The sequence below is a fragment of the Emticicia sp. 17c genome (assembly GCF_037153985.1).
Classification (GTDB): Bacteria; Bacteroidota; Bacteroidia; order Cytophagales; family Spirosomataceae; genus Emticicia.
Map to the genome: position 1 here is coordinate 947,405 of NZ_JBBAYI010000001.1, position 22,991 is coordinate 970,395.

General features: G+C 37.8%; 21 protein-coding genes. 3 read left to right on the forward strand and 18 right to left on the reverse strand.

Annotation, left to right across the window (positions count from 1 at the left end; translation table 11 throughout):
* Positions 1 to 164: 164 nt before the first annotated feature.
* From WAA15_RS03940 to WAA15_RS03950, 3 genes are read right to left on the reverse strand one after another with little or no spacing between them, the layout of a single operon-like run.
* Positions 165 to 1,628, reverse strand: a complete 1,464-nt coding sequence (locus WAA15_RS03940) for an MBOAT family O-acyltransferase (protein WP_337041159.1) — start codon at positions 1,626 to 1,628, stop codon at positions 165 to 167.
* Positions 1,629 to 1,682: 54 nt separating this feature from the next.
* Positions 1,683 to 2,645, reverse strand: coding sequence for a hypothetical protein (locus WAA15_RS03945; RefSeq protein ID WP_337041160.1), 963 nt, complete (start codon positions 2,643 to 2,645; stop codon positions 1,683 to 1,685).
* A 17-nt stretch (positions 2,646 to 2,662) separates the two neighbouring features.
* Complete coding sequence (locus WAA15_RS03950; RefSeq protein WP_337041162.1) at positions 2,663 to 3,619, reverse strand: hypothetical protein; 957 nt, start codon at positions 3,617 to 3,619, stop codon at positions 2,663 to 2,665.
* A gap of 204 nt (positions 3,620 to 3,823) precedes the next feature.
* On the opposite strand from WAA15_RS03950, the gene WAA15_RS03955 reads away from it, so the two are divergent.
* A complete protein-coding gene (locus WAA15_RS03955) occupies positions 3,824 to 5,044 on the forward strand; it encodes an ABC transporter permease (protein WP_337041163.1) in 1,221 nt (406 codons plus the stop codon).
* A 1-nt stretch (position 5,045) separates the two neighbouring features.
* Here WAA15_RS03955 and WAA15_RS03960 read toward each other — a convergent pair whose 3' ends face one another.
* From WAA15_RS03960 to rbfA, 7 genes are all read right to left on the reverse strand, one after another.
* Positions 5,046 to 5,390: a hypothetical protein gene (locus WAA15_RS03960; protein WP_337041164.1), complete on the reverse strand. Its 345-nt coding sequence runs from the start codon at positions 5,388 to 5,390 to the stop codon at positions 5,046 to 5,048.
* A gap of 187 nt (positions 5,391 to 5,577) precedes the next feature.
* Positions 5,578 to 6,789: a nucleoside permease gene (locus WAA15_RS03965; RefSeq protein ID WP_337041165.1), complete on the reverse strand. Its 1,212-nt coding sequence runs from the start codon at positions 6,787 to 6,789 to the stop codon at positions 5,578 to 5,580.
* Between the two features lie 68 nt (positions 6,790 to 6,857).
* A complete protein-coding gene (locus WAA15_RS03970; protein WP_337041166.1) occupies positions 6,858 to 7,880 on the reverse strand; it encodes an SPASM domain-containing protein in 1,023 nt (340 codons plus the stop codon).
* Positions 7,881 to 7,939: 59 nt separating this feature from the next.
* The gene (locus WAA15_RS03975) at positions 7,940 to 10,450 is read right to left on the reverse strand and encodes a M1 family metallopeptidase (RefSeq protein ID WP_337041167.1); all 2,511 of its coding nucleotides are present in this window, start codon (positions 10,448 to 10,450) and stop codon (positions 7,940 to 7,942) included.
* 62 nt (positions 10,451 to 10,512) lie between these two features.
* A complete protein-coding gene (locus WAA15_RS03980) occupies positions 10,513 to 11,559 on the reverse strand; it encodes a hypothetical protein (RefSeq protein WP_337041168.1) in 1,047 nt (348 codons plus the stop codon).
* 33 nt (positions 11,560 to 11,592) lie between these two features.
* Positions 11,593 to 12,720, reverse strand: coding sequence for an ABC transporter permease (locus WAA15_RS03985; RefSeq protein ID WP_337041169.1), 1,128 nt, complete (start codon positions 12,718 to 12,720; stop codon positions 11,593 to 11,595).
* A gap of 118 nt (positions 12,721 to 12,838) precedes the next feature.
* Positions 12,839 to 13,213, reverse strand: a complete 375-nt coding sequence (gene rbfA, locus WAA15_RS03990) for a 30S ribosome-binding factor RbfA (RefSeq protein WP_337041170.1) — start codon at positions 13,211 to 13,213, stop codon at positions 12,839 to 12,841.
* A 121-nt stretch (positions 13,214 to 13,334) separates the two neighbouring features.
* Here rbfA and WAA15_RS03995 point away from each other — a divergent pair, with 121 nt between their 5' ends.
* Entirely contained in the window at positions 13,335 to 14,744 is a 1,410-nt protein-coding gene (locus tag WAA15_RS03995; protein WP_337041171.1) for a hypothetical protein, read from the forward strand.
* 21 nt (positions 14,745 to 14,765) lie between these two features.
* On the opposite strand, the gene WAA15_RS04000 is transcribed toward WAA15_RS03995, so the two are convergent.
* Positions 14,766 to 15,194, reverse strand: a complete 429-nt coding sequence (locus WAA15_RS04000; protein WP_337041172.1) for an RpiB/LacA/LacB family sugar-phosphate isomerase — start codon at positions 15,192 to 15,194, stop codon at positions 14,766 to 14,768.
* A 133-nt stretch (positions 15,195 to 15,327) separates the two neighbouring features.
* Between WAA15_RS04000 and WAA15_RS04005 the strand changes: the two genes are divergently transcribed.
* Positions 15,328 to 16,056 carry a TIGR00730 family Rossman fold protein gene (locus tag WAA15_RS04005; protein ID WP_337041173.1) on the forward strand — a complete coding sequence of 243 codons (729 nt, stop codon included), beginning with the start codon at positions 15,328 to 15,330 and terminating at the stop codon, positions 16,054 to 16,056.
* Positions 16,057 to 16,163: 107 nt separating this feature from the next.
* Here the strand turns inward: WAA15_RS04005 and WAA15_RS04010 are convergent, their stop codons facing one another.
* From WAA15_RS04010 to WAA15_RS04040, 7 genes are all read right to left on the reverse strand, one after another.
* Positions 16,164 to 16,586 carry a BrxA/BrxB family bacilliredoxin gene (locus WAA15_RS04010; protein WP_337041175.1) on the reverse strand — a complete coding sequence of 141 codons (423 nt, stop codon included), beginning with the start codon at positions 16,584 to 16,586 and terminating at the stop codon, positions 16,164 to 16,166.
* Positions 16,587 to 16,661: 75 nt separating this feature from the next.
* Entirely contained in the window at positions 16,662 to 16,973 is a 312-nt protein-coding gene (locus WAA15_RS04015) for a DUF59 domain-containing protein (RefSeq protein ID WP_337041176.1), read from the reverse strand.
* 13 nt (positions 16,974 to 16,986) lie between these two features.
* A complete protein-coding gene (locus tag WAA15_RS04020) occupies positions 16,987 to 17,412 on the reverse strand; it encodes a SufE family protein (RefSeq protein ID WP_337041177.1) in 426 nt (141 codons plus the stop codon).
* Positions 17,413 to 17,438: 26 nt separating this feature from the next.
* On the reverse strand, positions 17,439 to 18,656 hold the full coding sequence (locus WAA15_RS04025; protein ID WP_337041178.1) for a cysteine desulfurase: 1,218 nt from the start codon (positions 18,654 to 18,656) through the stop codon (positions 17,439 to 17,441).
* Positions 18,657 to 18,767: 111 nt separating this feature from the next.
* The gene (locus tag WAA15_RS04030) at positions 18,768 to 19,538 is read right to left on the reverse strand and encodes an O-methyltransferase (protein ID WP_337041179.1); all 771 of its coding nucleotides are present in this window, start codon (positions 19,536 to 19,538) and stop codon (positions 18,768 to 18,770) included.
* A 69-nt stretch (positions 19,539 to 19,607) separates the two neighbouring features.
* The gene (locus WAA15_RS04035) at positions 19,608 to 22,145 is read right to left on the reverse strand and encodes an ATP-dependent Clp protease ATP-binding subunit (protein WP_337041180.1); all 2,538 of its coding nucleotides are present in this window, start codon (positions 22,143 to 22,145) and stop codon (positions 19,608 to 19,610) included.
* A 165-nt stretch (positions 22,146 to 22,310) separates the two neighbouring features.
* The gene (locus WAA15_RS04040; RefSeq protein ID WP_337041182.1) at positions 22,311 to 22,952 is read right to left on the reverse strand and encodes a WbqC family protein; all 642 of its coding nucleotides are present in this window, start codon (positions 22,950 to 22,952) and stop codon (positions 22,311 to 22,313) included.
* Positions 22,953 to 22,991: the final 39 nt, after the last annotated feature.

A 22,991-nucleotide genomic window follows, 5' to 3' on the forward strand; every position in this document is an offset into this window, starting at 1 on the left:
AATGCAGGCTTATATACCCTTTTGTTGATGAGTTTTGATTTATGACACAAATTAAAATATATATAATCTACCAAACAAGTAGATTATATAAAATATTTTTTTGCCTTTTCAAATTGAAGAGGCAAAAAAACAACTAAGTAGTTTATTATAAAGCTATTATAAAATCAGAATTGGAAATATATAAATTGTGCGGGAGAATCGAAAATACCAAGAATAAAGAACATCATAATGAATAAATAATAAATTCCCCATCGAACCCATATTGGTTTGGTAGAAATAACCTGACGGATACTTTTATCTCGCTGAATATAATGGATAACCTCCATAAAGATTATCAGTGCAATTGCTGTAAAAAACTCTTTAGCTCCCTTATCAAGAAATACATTCTGCGATATATAGTCGAGGTGCATAAACTCTGAAATGCTCGGCAAATTGGTGAAAAGATGGGTAACCAAGTGCCATGTCCAACCTAATTCGAGATAGCTACCTCTAAAAAATATCCATGCAAAAGCAACCAATACAAATGTGATTGAAATCTGCACTATCTTAAAAAGGAATGGAATTTTTGTAATACCCGTAATTTTGTTGATAAAATTACGAGGTTTAGTCAGAATAATAGCCGCTACAAGGTAAATTCCATGCAATGCCCCCCAGATAATATAGTTCCAGTTAGCCCCGTGCCATAAACCACTAATTGTAAATACAAAAAAGAGGTTAAAGTAACGTCGGTAAGTATTTACTCTGTTTCCGCCCAATGGAATATAGAGGTAGTCGCGGAACCACGTTGAAAGAGAAATATGCCATCTACGCCAGAACTCAGATATGCTTTTTGAGAAATACGGGCGGTCAAAGTTTTTCATGAGTTTAAAGCCCATTACCTGAGCAGTACCTAAGGCAATGTCGGAATATCCTGAGAAATCACAGAAAATCTGGAATGAGAAGAAGATAGTAGCCACAATAATGGGCACTCCTTCATAGTCGAGCGGATGATTATACACTTTATCTACAAACAGAGCTAGCCTATCAGCAATAACCACTTTTTTAAACAAACCCCATGCAATAAGTTTTAAACCACTGGTTACGCGGTCATAGTCAAATGAATGTTTTTCATAAAACTGGTATAATACATTTTGGGGTCGTTCGATAGGCCCTGCTACCAATTGCGGATAAAACATTACATATAGGGCATAAATGCCAAAATGCCGCTCGGCTTTCTGATTACCTCTGTAAACCTCTATGGTGTAACTCATTGCCTGAAAGGTATGAAACGATAACCCGATAGGCAACAGTATTTTCAGCATAGGCAAGCTAGCCAGCCCCGCCTCACCTACTACCAAAGTGAAGAAATTATAATATTTAAAAACGGCCAGTACGCCAATGTTAGCAATAAGGCTCATTATGAGGTACCATTTTCGTTTTTTCCCTTGCGTTTTCTCAATCAGAATACCTGCATAATAGTCGACCACAATAGTAAAACCAAGTATAAGAATATACTCAGGTTTAAAAAACATATAAAAATAACAACTTGTGGCCAGTAACCACCACCAGCGATGTTTATGCTGCAAGAGGAAGTAAACTAACGTTACTATCGGAAAAAAAATGGCAAACTCTATTGAATTAAATATCATATCAATTAAATGTATATAAGCAAATTGGGTAATGTAGCAACCTCTTGTGGATATCTACTGCAATTGTTTACTTTTATATAGTTCTATTACTTTCAGTGTGTTCAGGTCTCGATTAGCTGGTTTTAAATGATAAAAAGAATCGAAAAAAGCACTATCGGGCCTTATATAGTCTTTTGCATTACCTAAGATTTCACACTTAAGGTTAGCTTTCAATTGTTTTTCTACCGATTCTACGGCCACTTTACCATATTCATACGTCGATATAGCCATTGGCGGAAAAACATAATATACTTTTGCCCCTATCTTATGGGCTTCTGTTACCAGATGATTAATATCGTTTATCTGCTGGCTATAATTGATTGGTTCTTTAGGGAACAATTGAAATTCAATTTGCTTTGGGGTATTATTTACGTGGCTGATAATATCACCTTTGGCCGAAAAGGCACTCCTGAAATAGACCGATGTTTGATCGCTTATTGTGGCAAACTTGGCCTCATTTTTTGTAGCCGTGTTCCAGAAAAGCTTTCTTAGATTAGTGAGCTTGTGTTTTACCCTATTCCCTATAAACTCAACAATACTTGTATCTTTGGCAATATATTTTGCGCCTTCGGGGTAATAGTCTACCGCCGAGTAAATTACATCGGGTGTACTGTATTTGGTGATGTCGTATTCAGTACTCACAAAAACAATATCTCCCTTTTTTATTTCTTTCAAGGCATCATTTAAGAGAAAGTAAGTACCCAAAGGCGCAATAAACGACATATTTACTACCGGCATACCCAGATACTTTTGTAGGGTGTCACTATTAATACCAAATGAACCGCTCGACCCTCCTACCCATAGTACTTTAGGCGAGGGAGTGTTATGGGCAATGTTGTGTTTATCGTTAAGCATACCACCCAGATACTCGTAAGGGTAAGACTGTACAATAAATAGCTTGTTAAGCAGCAAAACCGAGGCTGTAAGTAATGCACCCAGTAAAAACAACTTATATAAAAACTTCTTCGGGGCTGTCATTCAAGCTCGAGTAAAGATTAGTTAGTTTTTTTTAATAAATCAATCAGTTTTTGTGTGCGTATGTCACGCCCTTTGCCATTGAGGTGGTATACCATATCCTGACACAAACTATCGGCAAAAACAAAATCTTGTAGTTGCCCCAGAATCGGAAATCTGGCCTCATTCTTAAATTCATTTTGAAGTTTATTCATAATAGGTTTATCACGTTCATAACTCGACAACGCATAAGAAGGATAAGAATAATAAACTTTTACGCCTCTTTGTTTCATTTTCAGATAAAAAGCATTCATGTCTGCAATTGCCAGACGCATACTTATTCGCTCGTCGATAATGGCCGGAGGAATTACTTTTACCGGAGGGTTATTCAGATGGCTAATCAAATCGCCATATTCATTAATTGCCTTTCTGAAAAAAATACTGGTGGTATCATCAACAGTAGGAATAATATCCTCGCTGCTAATTAATCGTTCAAGGGTTAGCCTCAGACTTGCAATACGAGCAACCGCATTTTCTCTGAGATACTGTATGGCATTCTCATACTCAAACCATTCTTTCGCTTTTGGAAATACATTAGCCATCAGGATTTTCTCACCGATATTACCTTTGCTTTCAACAATGTATTCAAAACCCATAATAACGGTATCACCCGGGTGTAGCTGGTCCTGAATCTGACGTAACATAAAATCGGTACCATAATCATAGTGCATGGCCATATTTACAACAGGCCTATGTAAACTTTGCTCTATCATCTGGCTATTGATGCCATACGCAAAATTAGACCCTGCAATTAACACTATCTTAGGAGAAGGTAGAGATTCAAGCCTTTTGTATTTTTCTATGATACTAGCTGTATAAGATATGTCAAGGTTTTTTTGGGCATACGGATTAAACTGATATAATATTTCAACGGTTCCTAGAGTGAACAAACCTAAAAGAAAGATTTTAAATATAAATAGTTTAACTTTTTTATACATGAATAAGGCTATTTAGGTTACTAGTGTAACCTCTCACAAAATACTTTGACTGATTCCCTTCCTCAAAAGTATCTGCATACTTTGCCGATTCAGGGATTTATTGAAATTTAAAATTATTGTAAACGTAAAAATGATAGTTTTGTAAATACTTTCGTTATAGCCCTGATAACATTTAAGGTTTATCAGGCTAATATATGGCAAAATATGAATTTACCTCGTTTTATTTCTCAACGTATTCAAAAAACCAAATCAGAGTCTTTTACCTCTACTGTTGTTAAAGTTGGTGTGGCAAGCATTGCCATTGGGCTAGCCGTAATGATTGTCTCTTTTGGAATTCTGATTGGTTATAAACAATCCATCAAAGATAAACTCTTCAGCCTTAGCTCTCACATACAAGTCAGCAAAATTACACTGAATCAGTCGTATGAAGAAACACCAATGCCAATAAAAACAAATTTTTATAATAATTACCGTCAGAACAGCAAAATAAGGCACGTACAAGCCGTCGGCAATAAAGCCGGAATGTTAAAATCGAGCGAAGAACTGGCAGGTATTGTTATAAAAGGTGTTGGCCATGATTATGACTGGCAAACTTTTTCGGAGAATCTGATTGAGGGCCGTAGAATTAATTTTAGTGATACTTCTTTTTCAAATGAAATTATTATCAGCAAGAGAATTGCCCAACAATTAAAAATCAAATTATCGGAAGAAGTATTGGTATACTTTGTACAGAATCCGCCAAGAGTCAGGAAAGTGAAAGTAGTAGGTATTTATGAAACAGGGCTTGAAGAGTTTGATAAAAACTTTGTTATTGGTGATTTGGCACTTGTACAAAAAATGAACGAATGGGATACTAATACTTGTGGACACTATGAGGTTTTTCTTAAAAACTTTGATGATTTAACCCCAGCCGCTTCACAGATTCTCAATGAAATTGATAGTGACATGAAAATAACCAAAATAACAGATATGTTTCCGGCTATTTTTGACTGGCTGAGCTTATTAGACAAGAATATTATTATAGTATTAGTGCTGATTCTGGTAGTGGCTTGTTTCAATATGATTTCGGTATTACTTGTGATGATGATGGAGCGCTCACCTATGATTGGTATTTTAAAAGCCTTAGGGTCTGACAACATTCAGATACGCAAAATATTTATTTTCAATGGGTTAACTATTATTTTGAAAGGAGTTTTGTATGGCAATCTGATTGGAATGGGCCTGTGTATAATTCAATATTATTTTAAAGTAATACCCCTTGACCCCGAAAATTATTACATCAGTTATGTACCCATTGCATGGAACTGGCTCATTATTCTGGTACTAAACTTGGCTACTATCCTTTTGATATTAGCAGTCATTACAATTCCGACACTGATTGTATCCCGAATGAGAGTGGTAGAAGCATTAAAATTTAAAGAGTAAATTATTGGTAAAAATATTGTTTTCGCTTTAATGTGAGGGTATCGTTATTTGCCAGATTGACTAATACAATCTTCCGGCATTTGTTTGAAATTATATAGAAATGTAAGGTTTTTAAACTATACATACTACTTTTTCGTTTGCTATCAGGCCCATCAGTAACCATAAAGAGTTTTAATGTATCTCGTTTATCATTCTGCCATGTGTTAATATACACTTGGAGCTGGGCGTTATTTCTGATTCCGGTCAGGTACTCATTTTCGCGGGTAGCAGTTCTGTTATCGCTATAAAACCACCAGACAAATTTTTTATTCTGGCTATTTACTTTCCATTTACCAACAAAATTCATTCTATGGTTTACCGATAATTTACAGTTTAAATCATCTAAAGAATGGAATGAGGCACAAGCGCTGCAAACAACAAATAGTATCAGTATGGTTAAAGTTTGTTTCATAGAGGTAAAAAAAAATTCCTTATGAAACAATAAAGCTTCATAAGGAATTTATACGTATCAACAGTTTTCTTAATCACCGGATTTATTTGGTAGCTTTTCTGGTATTATCTTTAAAAACCAGTATAAATAACACAAGCACAACTGCTGCAATGGCTGCCGGAACCATCCAGACCGATTGCCAGTTATGACCTATTACTTCGCCCAAATCATTTTTTCTGGTATACATATTCACTATTTTTCCTGAAATCACAGAACCAATGCCCATCCCTACGCCATAAGTAGCAAGTGTGATAAGCCCTTGTGCCGAGCTTTTGATTTTGTCTCCGGCTTTGTTATCGGTATAAATCTGGCCTGTTACAAAGAAAAAGTCATAACATACGCCATGTAAAACAATGGCAATGTATAATATCCATTCTGAGCTGATGCCATCGCCATAGCCGAAACAAATGAAGCGGATAATCCAAGCAATAAGCCCTACAATAAGCATTTTCTTAACGCCAAAACGAGTCAAGGCAAAAGGAATCAAGAGCATAAATAATACCTCTGATACCTGACCCAATGACATTTTATTTTCAACGTTAGCCATGTGTGACTCGGTTAACGAGAGGTTTGCGAACGCGTAATAGAATGAAAGCGGAATACAAACCAATATTGAACTGATAAAGAAAATGAGGAATGAACGGTCTTTGAATAAAACAAAGGCATCGGTGCCTAATATCTGCCCAAAAGATGTTGATGTAGTTGGTTTTGGGGGTGTATCTGGCAAAGTAAAAGCATAAATACCCCATGCCAACGATGTAAACATCGAAATCTGAAAAATGGTTACTTTGTCGCCTATTTCATACGCACCAATAATGTTTGTAATAACAATCCAAGCAATTGTACCTATTACCCTGATAGGCGGGAACTCTTTTTGTGGGTCTTTCATCTGTTTCATGGCAATTGAGCTTGACAACGCAAGGTTAGGCGCGAAGGTAAGCGTGTAGGCCAGAATGTACCAGAAGAACATATCAGGGTCTTTTACCTGAATCAGAAAATAAAGAATAGCCGCTCCCAATAAGTTTAAAACACCCATTACTTTTTGCGCAGAGAAGAAACGGTCGGCAATCATTCCTACAAAAAAGGGCGCAACAATAGAAGCAATAGAGAAAGTAGCATAAGCCCAGCCCGTCTGGTCGTCACTAGCTTTTAAGGCATGAGGCAAGTATTTTCCCATTTGTCCGTACCAAGAACCCCAGGTAACAAACATCAGGAACATCATAAACATCAATTTAACTCTTGTGATAAGATTCATAGAGGTTCGGTTGGTTAAAAAATAAACAGATGGGCAAATCTATAAAATGAATATTGTATGTACAAATATCAACCCCAAACCTTTGTTCCCTCAGTGCAATTTTTGCACATTTCTATTTCAGAGCGAGAACGAACAAGCGACTGCCGAAAGCTGTTATAGGCTTTGCTTTGCCATAAACTTTTGAAAGAAGTCTGTTTTAAATCACCTAAGCGGTATTCACCATCTTTATCAAAACAACATGGTACTACGAGGCCGTCCCAAGTTATTACGCACGAATGCCACATTTTCCAGCAATGGTCGAGCAGTTTATTTTTAATTTTATATGTTCCGTCTCCCTGTTGCTTATAGCGTGCATATTTATCAATGGTCGGAATCAGTTCTGACCCATTTTCGTAGTCATAAATCTGAGCAGTTTTAAAAGCAAGCTCGTCCACTCCTACTTCATTGGCCAGTTTCCTTACTTCGTCCATTTGGTGCTCGTTAGGTTTTACTACCAGAAACTGAAAAATAACGTGCGGCGTTGTAGAATTGAGTTCTTTTTTCCACTTAATAATGTTTCGGGCACCTTCTATAACTTTTGACAGGCTACCTCCTACCCTATACTGCTCATATACATCCTGCGTAGTGCCATCAATAGAAATAATCATTCTATCCAGCCCCGATTCTACCGTTCTTCTGGCATTAGCCTCGCTTAAATAATGAGCATTGGTCGAAGTAGCCGTGTAAATTCCTTTGTCGGATGCGTATTTAACTAATTCGAGAAATTTAGGATGCAGGTAGGGTTCTCCCTGAAAATAAAAAGTCAGGTACAGAAGTGTTTCGGCTAATTCATCAATGGTATTTTTGAAAAGATTTTCATCAAGCATACCAGTTGGGCGCGTAAAACTCCTTAAACCACTGGGGCATTCGGGGCATCGCAAATTGCATGAAGTTGTTGGCTCGATTGAGATAGCAATAGGCATGGCCCGATGAACAGGCTTTCCTGTTATTTTGGATTCAAGATAGCTCGACACATTCTTTAAAGCATTCCAAGCCCTGGCCGGAGTTACTTTAGAGAATAAATTCAAGCCGTCTTTCAGATTCCTGTTCATAAGCTACTTAAAATTTACCTTTGCTATCAGAAGTTGGTAAACCACTAAAATACAAGTGATTAATCTTTATACTGGCTATATAGTTTTTTTAGCCGCTCGTCTTTTTCTTCTGCCATTACTTTTTTTAGCAACTCTTTGGCTTGCGGCAAGTCTGCTAATAATATTAATGTCTGTACACCAGCAAACCTTACGTACCATTGAGAATCGTCTCTGGCAATTTTCGACAGCAACGGCAGGCTTTTTAATTGTATATCAGTTGATGATTTTACCAGATATGTTCCGAATATCCCTAACACCTGATATAAGTCTCCACCACTCATTTTACTTAGGTGCTGTACAAACCAATCGAATTTTTCGGGTGATGCCTCATCGGCAAAATAATTGGCTACTGCGGCAAATATAGTGGGGTTATACGACTGCTCATATTTTTTGGCTAGCTCGGCCGCATCTGTTGGGCGACTAGCCAGAATTGCTTCCAAAGCAGCAGCCTGTACTGTATAGGAGGTGTCATTTAAAGCCTGACGGAAAAGTTTATCGTTTTGAGAATTCTGAAAACCTTTCATAGCCAGAATAGCATCGGCTCGTACATACGAGCGGTCGTCGGTTTGTACGCGGCTTTGCAAGGCTCTTTCTACGTCCAGAAAATCATCGCCGTCATAATCATAAAGTTTTTGCACTGCCAACTGACGAATCCGCCAGAACTTATCTTTTGTAGCGTCAAGCAACAGCTTACGAATGTCTTTATCCAATGCCGGACTTACGGCCGTAGTGTCGTTCTCAGGAACATACGTAAGTATCTCAATGGCATTTAAACGGGCAGGTACACGCTCAGCATGATAATATTGATAAATATAATCGGCTTTTGATTTCTCAAAAATTACTTTTCCTACCAAAATATTTTCAGGGTCTATTAAAACCATCTGTGGCGATGCAGGCAGTTTCCATTCAAAAGTCTGGCTAGTTTTATCTAATAAAATATTATGGGTAGTTTTCTGTTCGTTGGCCCATATTTCGACTTGTAAGGGGAAGCGATAAACTGTTGAATAAGTAGTATCTTGCACCTGATGAATAGTTAGTTTCAGCTTTCCATCGGCAAACTCCTGAGAAACCTGTAATTCAGGATGCCCGGGTTTCATAAACCATTGGTCGAAAAACCAGTGAAGGTCTTCGCCGGTTACACTTTCAAAGGCTAGCCTAAGCTGGTCAATTTCACCGGTTTTAAAAGCGTTTTGTGTAAGATATAGTTTCAGGGCTGCAAAAAATGCTTCATCGCCTACTTGTTTCCTTAATAAATGCAAGATTCGGCCCCCTTTGGCATAAGAATGCGAATCAAACATATCTTCTTTATCAAGATAACGATAACGTATCAGAGGCTCCTGTTTCTCCTGCGCCTCGCTGAAATACTGATTAAAAGCAATATAGGCCACTAAATCGGCCTCGTCCTGACCATATTTGTGGGCTGTCCAGAGGTATTCCGAGTAATTAGCAAAAGATTCATTCAAGGGCAAATTAGACCACGACTCGCAAGTAACCAAATCGCCAAACCAATGATGAAACAACTCATGTGCAATTACCCCGTCGTCGTTGTCATCAATTAACTGTTGGTTATCTTTCTGTATAAAATCGCCATGAACGGTTGCAGTAGTATTTTCCATAGCTCCCGACACATATTCTCTTACGGCAATCTGAGCGTATTTATCCCACTGATATTTAACTCCTAAAGTATTTTCAAAGTAGCTAATCATTTCTGGTGTGCGTCCAAAAATGTTCATGGCGTATTTCTCAAATTTAGGCTCTACATAATAACTTACTTCAAAGTTTTTATAAGTAGGGTCTACTACTTTCCTGAAATCACCAACGGCAATCATGGTCAGGTACGGAGCGGCTGGTTTATCCTGTTTCCAGTAGTCGGTTCTGGTACCATCGGCGTTGGTAGTAGAAGAAATTAGTTTCCCATTAGAAAGCGTCAGATATTTTAACGAAGTTGCTTCTTTATCAAGTGTAATCAGGATTTCAAGCGTAGTTTTCTGATTAGGGGCATCAATAGTCGGAAACCAGCATGAGTTAGCTTCTGTTTCGCCCTGTGTCCAGATTTGTCGGGGCTTATCAGGGTCAGTACCATCAGGATTAATAAAATACAAGCCCTTATCGGCTGTTATGGCCGCACTTCCGCCTAAAGGTAGTTCGTTAGGTTTGGCAATGTACATAATTTGTACCTTAGCGGTATCCTTACGTGTGAACGTTTTACCTAAGTCTATTTTTATAACTTTTTTGTCGTAGTCAAATTTCAATGCCTGACTACCCATATTTACCATTTGTACATCAAACCCTTTTGCATCAAGTTCGAGTGTATTCTGAGGATAAAAATGAGGTTTAAAAGTAATGGTGGCAATACCATATAGATATTGTTTTTTCCAGTCAGGTCTTATTTCAAGTTTTGTATGGATTAAATCATTCTTTTTTGTTCGTTCAGGATTATATGCTCCCTGCGCGGGAATAATATGTGGAGATTCCTGTGCGATAACATTCACACTCAGCACAACAAAAAGTAACAGAGAAATTAAACGCATGGCTTTTTCGGTTTAATAAAACATTTGTTATTGTATTTCAGGCTATTATTGTTACTAACAACCTATTTTCTTCTGCTTTTCAGATTTTGTTTTTTCAAATCAAGATAATAATGTTCTTTTACTTTATGCAAAACGTATTCATCCCCAATTTGTTCTACTTTATAATCTCTTTTAAACTTGAAATCATCCAGACTGGCATATCCTCCTTTAATTTGCAATGTAAGCACATTGTTTTCTTCATCAAACCACCACGCCGATTCATCTGTATCTATATCCAGAAATTCAATACCTGCACAAAATTCAATATTGGGGTCGCTCTCATAATCATAGATTATTTTTCCTTCATTTCCGAAACTCATTACAAGAGTATTAATTCTGAACTTGGACTTATCAAAAGAAGTTAGTTTAATTACATTCTTTGTAATTTTATTTCCGACCAGTATCCAGCGTTTAGATGGTATAAGCATCGCCTTTGTGAGTGCAGCAAAATCAATCGTTTTTGGGTGCTCAACTATTTCCTTTTCTGGCTCTTTCGCCAATGCCACTGGTTCCTTTACAGGTTCGTGTGGTATTTTCTTTGTTTCGCTCGCTAAAACAGGCTTCTCAGTAATTTTAGTGTCTTTGGTAACAACTGGCATTGTTACTTCGGCTGTTGTTGTGGTCGGGATATTGTTTTTCAGGCTATCATAATATTGATCGCTTATTTTTTTAAGTAAATACCCCCCTTCTGTTGGTTCCAGTTTGTAATGTCTTTTAAATCTGAAATCGTTCAGGCTTGTATATCCACCTTTAAGGTTAAGCGTGATGATATTGGTCGATGGCTCGTACTCCCATGTTGACTCTTGGGTATCGATGTCCAGAAAACTGGTTTTGTTGCTTGCCGCAGCTTTCGGATTGGTTTCATAATCATAATTAATTTTTCCGTCACTGGTAAACTGCATCACAAAAGTATCGGCTTTTAACCTCGAAGGGCTATATGAAGCCAGTTGTATATCACTTTTTTCAATTTTTTGTGTGAGCAAAATCCATTTTTTCGATTGCAGACCGGTCTGAGCAACCGATTGTGTAAAAATAAAAACAGGTAAAAAAAATTTTATGAGTAGGTTCATTGCAGGTATATCTATCAACTTCTAAAAAACTTATCAAAATTCACTCGTTGCACGTTTAGCGGGGAAGTAAGAGATTAAAAAGGTGATTATTATCACAGAAACAGCCGTAATCAGGAAATCCATGCTATTCATTTTTATTGGGTAGGCTTCAACAATGGCGCTTTCCATACCCATGCCAACCCATCCGTATTCTTGTTGAACGAAACAGATTATCCAACCCAGAAAAAGGCCAGTAGCCGCTCCCAGAAATGAAATGATAGCCCCCTCGCTGAAAAATATCTTTTTAACAAGCCCATTGTCGGCTCCCATTGCATACAAAGTTTTTATTTCTTCTTTTTTATCAATAACCAACATGGTTAGAGAGAAGAAAATATTAAACGAGGCCACCCCAATTATAAAAAGCATGGCTATGAAAATAAACAGTTTTTCAATTCTGATAGCCCTGAATAAGTTAGCATTTTGCTCGTCCTGATTCTGGATAAGGTATTTATCTCCAAAAATATCTTTTATCTGCTCCTGCGCACTGTCAAGGTCGGCATCGGGTTTTAACTGTACTTCCAGCGCAGTTCTTTTATTTCCGTACTCGGTTAGCTCTTGTGCAACCGAGAGTGGCACGTACACGTAGTCATCATGAAACTGCTCGAGCGAATACACGCCCGAAATGTTAAGTACTTTTTTATTAATGTTGTTTTCAGGAATGAGAGAGAGTTTTTTCTGGTTCTTGGGATACCAGATTTCAAGAGGTTCAATAATATTCCCTAAAGAAATATTTAAGGCTCCGTATACATTTCCACCAATGAAGGCATAGTCTATGCCTTCATCCTGAATAACAAAACTTCCTTCAACAAGTGAGCTTTTCAAGCGGCTATTTTGCTGAAAAGTACTATCGACACCTTTCATATTAACCACCATTTTGCTATCTTCGTACATTACAAGAGCGTTGTCCTGAATCACTTCTGTTACAACAGCTACTGCTTTCAGGCGTTTTAAGCTGGCAAGTTTTGCCGGTTCTATCTCAAAGGCTTTTCCTACAACAGCAGAGATTTTTATATCAGGGTCAAAAGACTTAAAAATACTACGGTTTAGTTCTTCAAGCCCGTTAAATACAGATAACACAACCACCATAGCCATGGTGCCGATTCCTACCCCTAACATCGACATGAAAGAAATAAAGTTGATAAAACTCTTTTTCTTTCTGGATAAAAAATACCGCTTTGCTATTAGAAAAGATAAATTCAAGATACCCAATAATTACAATGACTGATGATGCAACGTGTTTCTACTCTTCTTCTTCGATTGGTGCCGGAGGAATAACAATATTGGCGAACAGGTCTTCGATTTTCTGAGCATATTCGGCGGTATCATCTAAGTAAAACTGAAGTTCGGGTACTATTCTGAACTGGTGCCTTACTCTGGTTGCCAGATGGTTTCTGATAGCTTTGGTGTTTTCGCGAATTACTCCCAATAGCCCTTCCTTATCTTTTGTAAGCAGAAAACTCAGGTATACACGTGCAATACTTAAATCAGGTGTTGTTTTTACGTCAGTAATTGTTACGAAGGCCTTATCAAATATCTGTTTCATTTCTCTCTGAAAAATCTCTCCCAAATCTTTCTGAATTTGCTTCGCAATTTGTCTTTGTCTTTTCGATTCCATTATATTCAAATTCACTAAAATTTATACAAATATCCGTACTATTTTCGGTTAAGTAAAGTAAAGTTTTATTCATCAGCTACTTTTTTCATAACTTTGTGCAAAATATATAAATCATACTACCTTGCTAACGTTTTTCAGATTCAATACGCTTTTCCATATTTTGTCGTTGTTGCTATTGGTGTTTTTATTAAAGGCACCTTTTCTGGGTGAAAAACTGCCAATTTTATTACCTGAGCTAGAATGGATGCTTGTTGGAGAAAAAATTCATGCCGGAAATTTTCTTTACAAGGAAGTCTGGACAAACGTGGGGCCTTTATCTGCTTTCATTTACTGGCTGATTGATATTTCATTTGGCAGGTCACAGGCAGCTTATGAGTTTATTGCCATATTGATTACGTATTTTCAGGCACTTTATTTTACTTTTACCTGCAATACCCGCCAAACATACCTCGAAAAAAACTATGCTCCGGGTTTATGCTATGCCTTGTTGATGAGTCTATCTTTCGATATGACCAAACTTTCGCCTGTTTTGCTCGCTACCACTTTCTTACTCTTTGCTTTTAACAAGATTGTTAAGCAAATGGAACGCAGAGAGGGGGTTTCGGACGAAGTTTTTGAAATTGGCCTCTACATTGGCATTGCCGTATTGTTTCACCAACCATCAATGGTATTCATTCTATGGAGTACGGCTTGTCTGATTTTCTTTACGAATGCCAATTTAAGACAACATTTTCTGGCACTACTTGGTTTCACTATTCCGATTTTTTTAGTAACACTTTATTTCTATTTCAATAATAGCCTTGACGAGTTCAAGTATAACTGGTTTAACGGAATTTTCAGAATCAAGCAATACAGCCTTGAAGATTTCAAGAGTGCTCTACTGGCTATTACCGTGCCAGTGATTGTGGCGGTACTCGGTTTTTTCAGATTAACACAGGCTTCACGTTATAATAGCTACCAGCAAAGAACCCAGCAAATTATGTTGATATGGGCAATAGTAGCTTTATTAGCTCTGTTTTTATCATCTAATGTTGCACCAATGCAGTTCATTATATTTGTGCCATGTCTGGCCTTTTTCTTTACGGGTTTCTTTTTACATTTCCGCGGCACTTTTATTCCTGAACTGGTTTTTATGCTTCTTTTTGCAGGCATTGCGTTCATGCAGTTTCAGGGAGCTACCCCCGTATTAGGAAAAGGCTTTGAACAGCTTTCTGATATGAGAATTAGGCCAAGAGAATTACCTAAATTGATGCACGGCCAAAAGATGCTTGTGATTGGAGAAAGAATTGACGAATATAAACTAGGGAAATCAGCTACTTGTTATCTTAACTGGGATTTATCAAAGATAGACCTCGAAAACCCCGATAACTACGAAAGTATCATTAATATTTTTGATAACTTCAAGAAAGACCCGCCGACGCTTATTATTGACAAACAAAACGTAATACCTAAGATTTTTAAGCGTATACCGGCATTAGCGGTTGATTATAATACAACTACTTTAAAAGGTATTTATCAAAGGAAGAATTAGTTTCTTCCTTTGATAAATAAATTAACAAGCAATTTTATCTGCTCTTCTGGCGTGTCGGCCACCTTCAAATGGTGTCGACAAAAATGTTTTTACACAAGCTAAAGCCAGTTCTGAATCAATAAAACGTGCGGGTATACAGATAATGTTCGCATTATTATGCTGGCGAATCAGTTCTGCTACTTCCAGATTCCACGCCAAGCCTGCTCTAATTCCCTGATGGTGGTTGGCTGTCATACATACGCCATTTCCGCTACCGCAAATTAATACACCAAAATCGAAATCACCTTTTTCAACAGCACTGGCCAATGGGTGTGTTGTGTCAGGGTAATCCATTGATTCGGGGGTGTAAGGGCCAAAGTCAGCCGTTTCAAAATTCTGATCCTGAAGCCACTTCAAAATTATTTTTTTGTACTCAAACCCTGCGTGGTCTCCTGCTATTGCAACTTTCATGGATATTAATTTGTAGGTTCAAACTTTTTTTTGCAAATATACGTTTTCATTATCCAATTCTTCTGAATTATATGCAGAAGAATTGTTTTCAGTTAAAGTATTTTGTACGACAAATATTCTATTGTTATTAATTATGAGCGAAAATGAATTTGAACCCAATGAAGAGCTGCTAATCCGTGAAGCGTTTGTTGAAAAAGGATGGAATGAAATACATAGTCAGGATTCCTGGCAAATTCTTAAAACTGTTGCTGAATTTGTAGACGGTTTTGATAGATTAGGCAAAATTGGCCCCTGTGTAACCATATACGGCTCGGCCCGTACCAAACCTGACCATAAATACTACAAACTTTCTGTTGATATAGCCGCACGTTTAGTAAAAAAAGGCTACGGTGTAATTACTGGCGGTGGGCCCGGCGTAATGGAAGCCGGCAATAAAGGAGCCAGCAAAAATGGTGGTAAGTCGGTAGGGCTTAATATCAAACTACCTTTTGAACAGGTACCTAACAAGTACGTTGACCCTGACAAAAGCATTAATTTTGACTATTTCTTTGCCAGAAAAGTATGCTTTATGAAATATTCACAAGGGTTTATTATTATGCCCGGAGGGTTCGGAACCCTTGATGAACTTTTTGAAGCCTTAACGCTTATTCAAACGAAAAAAATTGCACGCTTCCCTATTGTTATGGTAGGAACCGAATATTGGAGCGGCTTAATTGACTGGATTAATAATATTATGTGTGAAAGAGAGAAAAATATTAATCCTGAAGATTTGAACCTTATTAAATTGGTTGATACTGCCGAAGATGCTGTAAAAGTAATTGATGATTTCTATTCTAAGTATTTATTAAAACCGAATTTCTAATCAGTATCTATTAATCCGATATGTTTTAGCCCCACTTCTGTATGCTTACTATGGTTTGCATTCAAAAGCGGGGCTAAATATTTACTGAACTTTATGGGTCTGACTCATTATGCTTCTGCACAAATTTCGTCAAATGCAGCTACAAGGTGTGTAGCAATCATCTCGGCCGAGCGACCTTCAATATGGTGTCTTTCGATAAAATGAGCCAATTCTCCGTCTTTAAAAATGGCTATTGCCGGTGAAGAAGGAGGAAAAGGAATATAAGAACGTAATTGTTGCGTAGCGTCAGTATCGACACCTGCAAAAACTGTAAGCAAATTATCAGGTTTTGCTTCAGAACGTTGCAAAGCTAATCTTACGCCCGGGCGGCAGGTACCTGCTGCACAACCACAAACTGAATTAATAACTACTAAAGAGGTACCTTTCTGGTTTTCCATGAAATTATCAACATCTGACGGAGTCAGTAATTCCTGAAAGCCTGAATTAACCAGTTCGGCTTTCATGGGTGCCACTAAATGAGGAGGATACATAATATTATTTGTTAAAAAATACTTGAAAAGTTAAGTTCAAAAAAAAGGCAGCTACCTACCCTTTAGGTTTATTTATTACATAAAACCAAGTTCTAATTTGGCTACTTCCGACATCATTTCTGTTGAATAAGGTGGGTCAAAAGTAAGTTCAACACTAACATCGCTTACCCCTTCAATTGATTTTATTTTCTGTTCAATTTCAACAGGAATTGATTCAGCCGAAGGACACGACGGCGACGTAAGCGTCATTAACAAATAGACATTGTTTACTGGGAAAATCTTAATATCATAGATAAGCCCTAGTTCATACACATCGACCGGAATTTCTGGGTCATATATAGTTTTAAGGGCTTCTATTACTTTATCTTTTAATTCTTGTTCGGTCATTGTATGAGCTTATTTATTTTTGTTCTATTGCCTGATAAGCCACTGCATAGGCTTTCATTTGTTTAACCATTGAGGCCAGCCCGTTTGAACGTGTCTGGGCCAAATGGCTACTCAACCCTACTTTATCAATAAAATACAAGTCTGCCTGAGTAATTTCTTCCGGTGTATGCCCCGAAAGGACTTTCAAAAGCATACTTACTAGGCCTTTTACGATAATTGCCTCGCTATCAGCCTCAAATATCAGTTTTTCGCCATTCATATAGGCATGTAGCCATACGATTGACTGGCAACCTTTAATAATATTTTCTTCGGTTTTATATTCGTCGGCCAGTTTTGGCAGTTTCTTTCCTAAATCAATAATATACTCATATTTTCCTTCCCAATCGTCAAAAAGTTCAAACTCTTCTATGAGTTCATCTTGTATTTCGTTAATTGTCATGCCTTTCTTTTAATGCTTTTGATAAATTAAAGAACCATTTTCTTTACTTTTTCTATGCCTTTTACTAGTTTATCAATTTCTTCTTTGGTATTATAAACAGCAAATGAGGCCCTTGAAGTTCCGGGTATTCCGAAACGTTTCATAAGCGGTTGTGTACAATGATGCCCCGTACGAACGGCTATTCCTTGCTGGTCGAGTATTACGCCTACATCCTGTGGATGAATGCCATCCAGTACAAAAGAAACAACCGACACCTTATTTTCGGCTTGTCCAATAATTTTTAAACCTTCAATAGCCGATAACTGCTCTGTGGCATACGCTAAAAGCTCGTTTTCGTAATTAGCTACATTTTCTTTGCCCAAATCGTTGAGGTAATCAATGGCGTTTTTAACAGCAATTACATCAGCAATATTGGGTGTACCAGCTTCAAATTTATAGGGGAGTTCGTTATAAGTTGTTTTTTCAAATGTAACCTCTTTTATCATTTCTCCCCCACCCCTATAAGGTGGCATAGCCTCCAGTATTTCTTTCTTGCCATATAAAGCCCCCATACCTGTTGGGCCATATAATTTATGTGCCGAGAACACATAGAAATCGGTATCCAAATCCTGCACATCTATCGTAAGATGAGATGTTGCCTGTGCGCCATCAATTAAAACTTTTGCTCCTACCTCATGCGCTTTCTTGATAATAAATTTTACTGGGTTGATGGTCCCTAAGGCATTTGATACATGCACCACCGATACAAATTTAGTTTTTTCGGATAATAATTTTTCATATTCTTCCAAAATCAATTCGCCTTTGTCGTTGATAGGTATCACTTTCAGTATACAGCCTTTTTCCTCGCAAAGCATTTGCCACGGCACAATATTAGAATGGTGTTCCATGGTACTAATAATAATTTCGTCTCCTTCTTTCAGGAACTTTCTGCCATAGGTTTGTGCTACCAGATTGATTCCATCGGTTGTACCATAGGTAAAAATGATTTCTTCTGTATGTCGGGCATTCAGAAATTGCTGGATTGCTTTGCGCGAACTCTCAAATGCGGAGGTTGCTTTTTCGGCCAGATAGTGTATCCCACGGTGAATATTTGCATTGTAATGGCCATAATAATTAGCTAGGGCATTTAATACGGGCAATGGTTTTTGGGTAGTGGCCGCGTTATCGAAATAGACTAATTCTTTGCCATTAATTTTTTCATCAAGAATCGGGAAATCTGCTCTTATTTTTTGAATATCTAACATTGTGGCTATTGCTTCATTTTTTAGACTAACATAGAAAAAAACTTTTTAGTTTGGTTAATGCCTTATTTAAAGCATATCATAAACTTCCAACTAGGAGGTGTGCAATCTGTATCAGAGACGTAGAACAAAATGCTGTTTTGGCTGTTTGGTTCTAAAAAAAACAATGCCTACCCAGAACATATCGAGCGAAATTGTTACCTGTGGATGGTTTATAATGTATTGCCACGCTTTTTTCATTTCGTCAGACCAATAAATATCATCAAAAATAAAGCACGTATCTTCTACTACTCTATTCAGGCATTTTTCAAAATAACTGACCGTGGGCTGATAACGATGGTTGGCATCGAAAAAGGCAAAATCAATTTTATTGACCTGCTTCAATTGCTTCTCCAGTGTCTCGTCAAGGTTACCCACCACAATTTCAAGATTGGTTAAGTGTAGCTTTTTGAAATTTTCAGTAGCAATAGCGGCTGTTTCGGGGCATCCTTCAAAAGTAAGAATCTGTGCAGATGGGTTAGCCTTAGCCAGATAAGCCGTTGTTAGCCCTAGTGAAGTGCCTAAATCGAAAATATGCTTGTACTGATAATGGCGGACAATTCGATAAAAAAGCTGAGCAAGTTTGGGTGATTTTTGTGAGTTTCTGGCAATATCTTTTATTTTTCTTTCGTTTGCCGACGTGCGTTTCGAACCTGCACCAAAATCAGTAATGGCAATGGCACGTTCATTTTTCAATAATTCTTTTCTGAGTTCTTCAATTGCGGCGTAATCAGGTAATGGTTGTTTATCTTTTACGACTTTAGTGTAGAAATCAAACAAAAAAGGCGAATGTAAGCTATGCTCGTTGCCAGATTGAAAGAGGTATTTTAAATAATCAGAAATCATGGGGCAAAAATAGCAAAAGCACGGCTAAAAGCCGTGCCTTTACTTTTTATTTGCTAATAAAAGCTAATCTTATTGTTCGATTTCCGCTTCTTTATTGAATCTTGTAAACGTAAGCGATTCGCCTTCTCCGCTGTAATCGACCAATATGGTATCTCCTTCTTTCATTTCACCTTTCAGAATTTCTTCTGCAAGTGGGTCTTCCACATATTTCTGAATAGCACGGTTTAGCGGGCGCGCACCATATTGCTGGTCGTATCCTTTATCAGCTAAGAAATCTTTGGCTTTATCAGTCAATGTTATTTCATACCCAATGTTGGTAATACGAGAAGTAAGACGTTTAAGTGCGATGTCGATAATCTTATGAATATCTTCACGGCTAAGCGAGTTAAACACGATTACATCATCAAGACGGTTTAGGAACTCAGGCGAGAATGTTTTTCTAAGCGCATTCTGAATTGTACTTTTCACCATCTCATCCTGACTTTCTGCACGGGCTTTGGTAGCAAAACCAATACCTGTACCAAAATCTTTCAGGTCACGTACCCCAATGTTAGAGGTCATGATAATGATAGTATTTCTGAAATCTACTTTTCTGCCCAAGCTATCGGTCAACACGCCATCATCAAGTACTTGTAGCAAGATATTGTATACATCAGGGTGTGCTTTCTCGATTTCGTCCAACAACACTACCGAATATGGTTTTCTACGGATTTTCTCTGTTAATTGCCCGCCTTCTTCATAACCAACGTATCCGGGAGGCGCTCCAACCAAACGAGAGATACTGAATTTCTCCATGTATTCACTCATATCGATTCTTACGAGTGCATCTTCTTTATCGAAGAGATACTCGGCCAATGTTTTGGCTAATTCGGTTTTACCAACCCCCGTCGGGCCTAAGAAAATGAACGAACCAATTGGTTTTTTAGGGTCTTTCAAACCAACGCGTGTACGTTGGATAGACTTAACCAGTTTTTCAACGGCGGGGTCCTGCCCGATGATTCTACCTCTAAGGGCATCACCCATTTTCAGGATTTTCTCACCCTCATTCATATTCACGCGTTTCACCGGAATACCAGTCATCATCGCTACCACATCTGCTACGTTGTCTTCTGTTACGTTGTAGCGTTTTGTTTTAGCTTCTTCTTCCCAAGCCGCTTTGGCTTTATCGAGTTGCTCAAGTAATTTTTTCTCGCGGTCACGTAGTTGCGCTGCTTCTTCGTAACGCTGACTTTTTACTACCTGATTTTTCTCTTTTTTAATCAGTTCCACCTGTTCTTCCAGAAAGACGATATCAGGCGGTACGGAAATATTATTGATGTGTACACGCGCACCCACTTCATCTAATACGTCAATGGCTTTATCTGGCAGATAACGGTCTGTAATGTATCTTTCCGATAACTTAACCGCAGCCTCGAGTGCTTCTGGCGTATAATTTACGTGGTGGTGGTCTTCGTACTTATCTTTAATGTTATTCAGAATCTCGATGGTTTCTTCAACAGAAGTAGCCTCTACCATTACCATCTGGAAACGGCGTGCTAAAGCTCCGTCTTTCTCGATATACTGACGATACTCATCTAGGGTTGTTGCACCAATACATTGGATGTCTCCGCGAGCCAACGCTGGTTTGAACATATTAGAGGCATCGAGCGAACCACTTGCACCACCGGCTCCTACAATTGTATGTATCTCGTCGATGAACAGAATCACATCTGGTGATTTTTCCAATTCGTTCATTACGGCTTTCATACGTTCTTCAAACTGCCCACGATACTTGGTGCCTGCCACCAGAGAAGCGAGGTCGAGCGTTACTACACGTTTGCCAAACAGTATTCTTGAAACTTTTTTCTGAACAATACGTAGTGCAAGCCCTTCAGCAATAGCTGTTTTACCAACACCGGGTTCACCAATCAATATCGGGTTATTTTTCTTACGTCTTGAAAGAATCTGGGCTACGCGCTCAATTTCTTTTTCACGTCCAACAATCGGGTCTAATTTGCCTACTTCGGCAAGTTTGGTTAGGTCACGTCCGAAATTATCCAGAACAGGTGTTTTCGATTTCTCAGGATTTTTCGGGTCATTTCTTTGTTGAGAATACCCTCCGCTTCCGCCACCGAGGAATCTGTCTTCATCATCGTCTGTTTCAGGGCGTTCCATCACTGGTTTCTGACCAGTAAGTTGATAATCTAGCATCTCTTTTGTCTGTTCATAAGTTAGGTGGAATTTCTGTAAAATTTGCCCACCGAGATTATCTCCATCGCGCAGTATTGCCAATAAAAGATGCTCAGTACCTATCAATTGCGATTTGAAGATTTTCGCCTCCAAATGCGTAATCTTTAAAACTTTTTCTGATTGGCGTGTTAACGGAATGTTAGCCAGATTTTTAATGTTGTTGGTAGCAGTTCCTTTAGTCGCCTGTTCAATAGTAATCCGCAATTCATCTAGTGATACTCCGGCACTTTTCAATAGATTTAAAGCAATACCTTCGCCATCACGTATCATCCCCAGAATCAAATGTTCGGTTCCGATGTAATCATGTCCAAGCCTAAGTGCTTCTTCACGGGCAAGGGTTATGATGTCTTTAACTTTTTGTGAAAATTTAGGCTCCATTTAATTTAACAGTAGATTGTAAAGCGAAGAATGAGAAATTTACTTAATTAGTCAGTCTTCAGAATATTTTCAATTTTGTACAGGCGTTATTGCTTTTTTAGCAAGATTTTTTCCTTAAAAAAAACTTTTACTTTTGCAATATAACGATTTATTAACAAACTCTGTTCAATTTGCAGAAGATTTCTTTAAAATTCCTAAAGATTGGTTTCCTCGGCAAAAAAGTAAATCAATAATGCTAAGGTTAGGTACAAATTCATTGCCAAAGTTTTGCTGATAAGCTACCGGTTGGTGCAAAATACCACTTTTAGCATCTTTTTTGGGGTTTATGAGGTCTCTGGCATCAAAAATGCTTATATCTTGTTCTTTTTGGTAGTTTTCTGTCAGACTTATTGTCTTATTAATTTTCAAAAGTTTCAGACAAATTGTCAGTAACTCAAAGTTCAGGTCCCACAAAAAATGTGGCCGCTTTTGCAAAGTATGCTGAAAATAATCACCAAAAAATTCAAAAAATGGTGATTTACCATACGCAGCCTTGATGGTTCGCCAGTGAATTTCAGGCCACCTTTGCTGATAATCGATTTTAATATCTTTTACAGCAATTTTACTGTTACCGTCCAGAACAGGCACAATAAGCATTTCAGTTTTATTGGCCCCCAGAATGTAGCATCGGTTCCGATAACTCTGTTTCACATAATGCTCATGGCTTTCGAGCCTGATTTCATCAAAATTCAGAATAGTCGAAAAAAAATTTATACAGGGCAAATACTGTAAATCTATTAAAATTGTTTTTGTATCTATGTTTTCCATGAAACAAAACAACATAATTTCATAAATACTTACAATTCA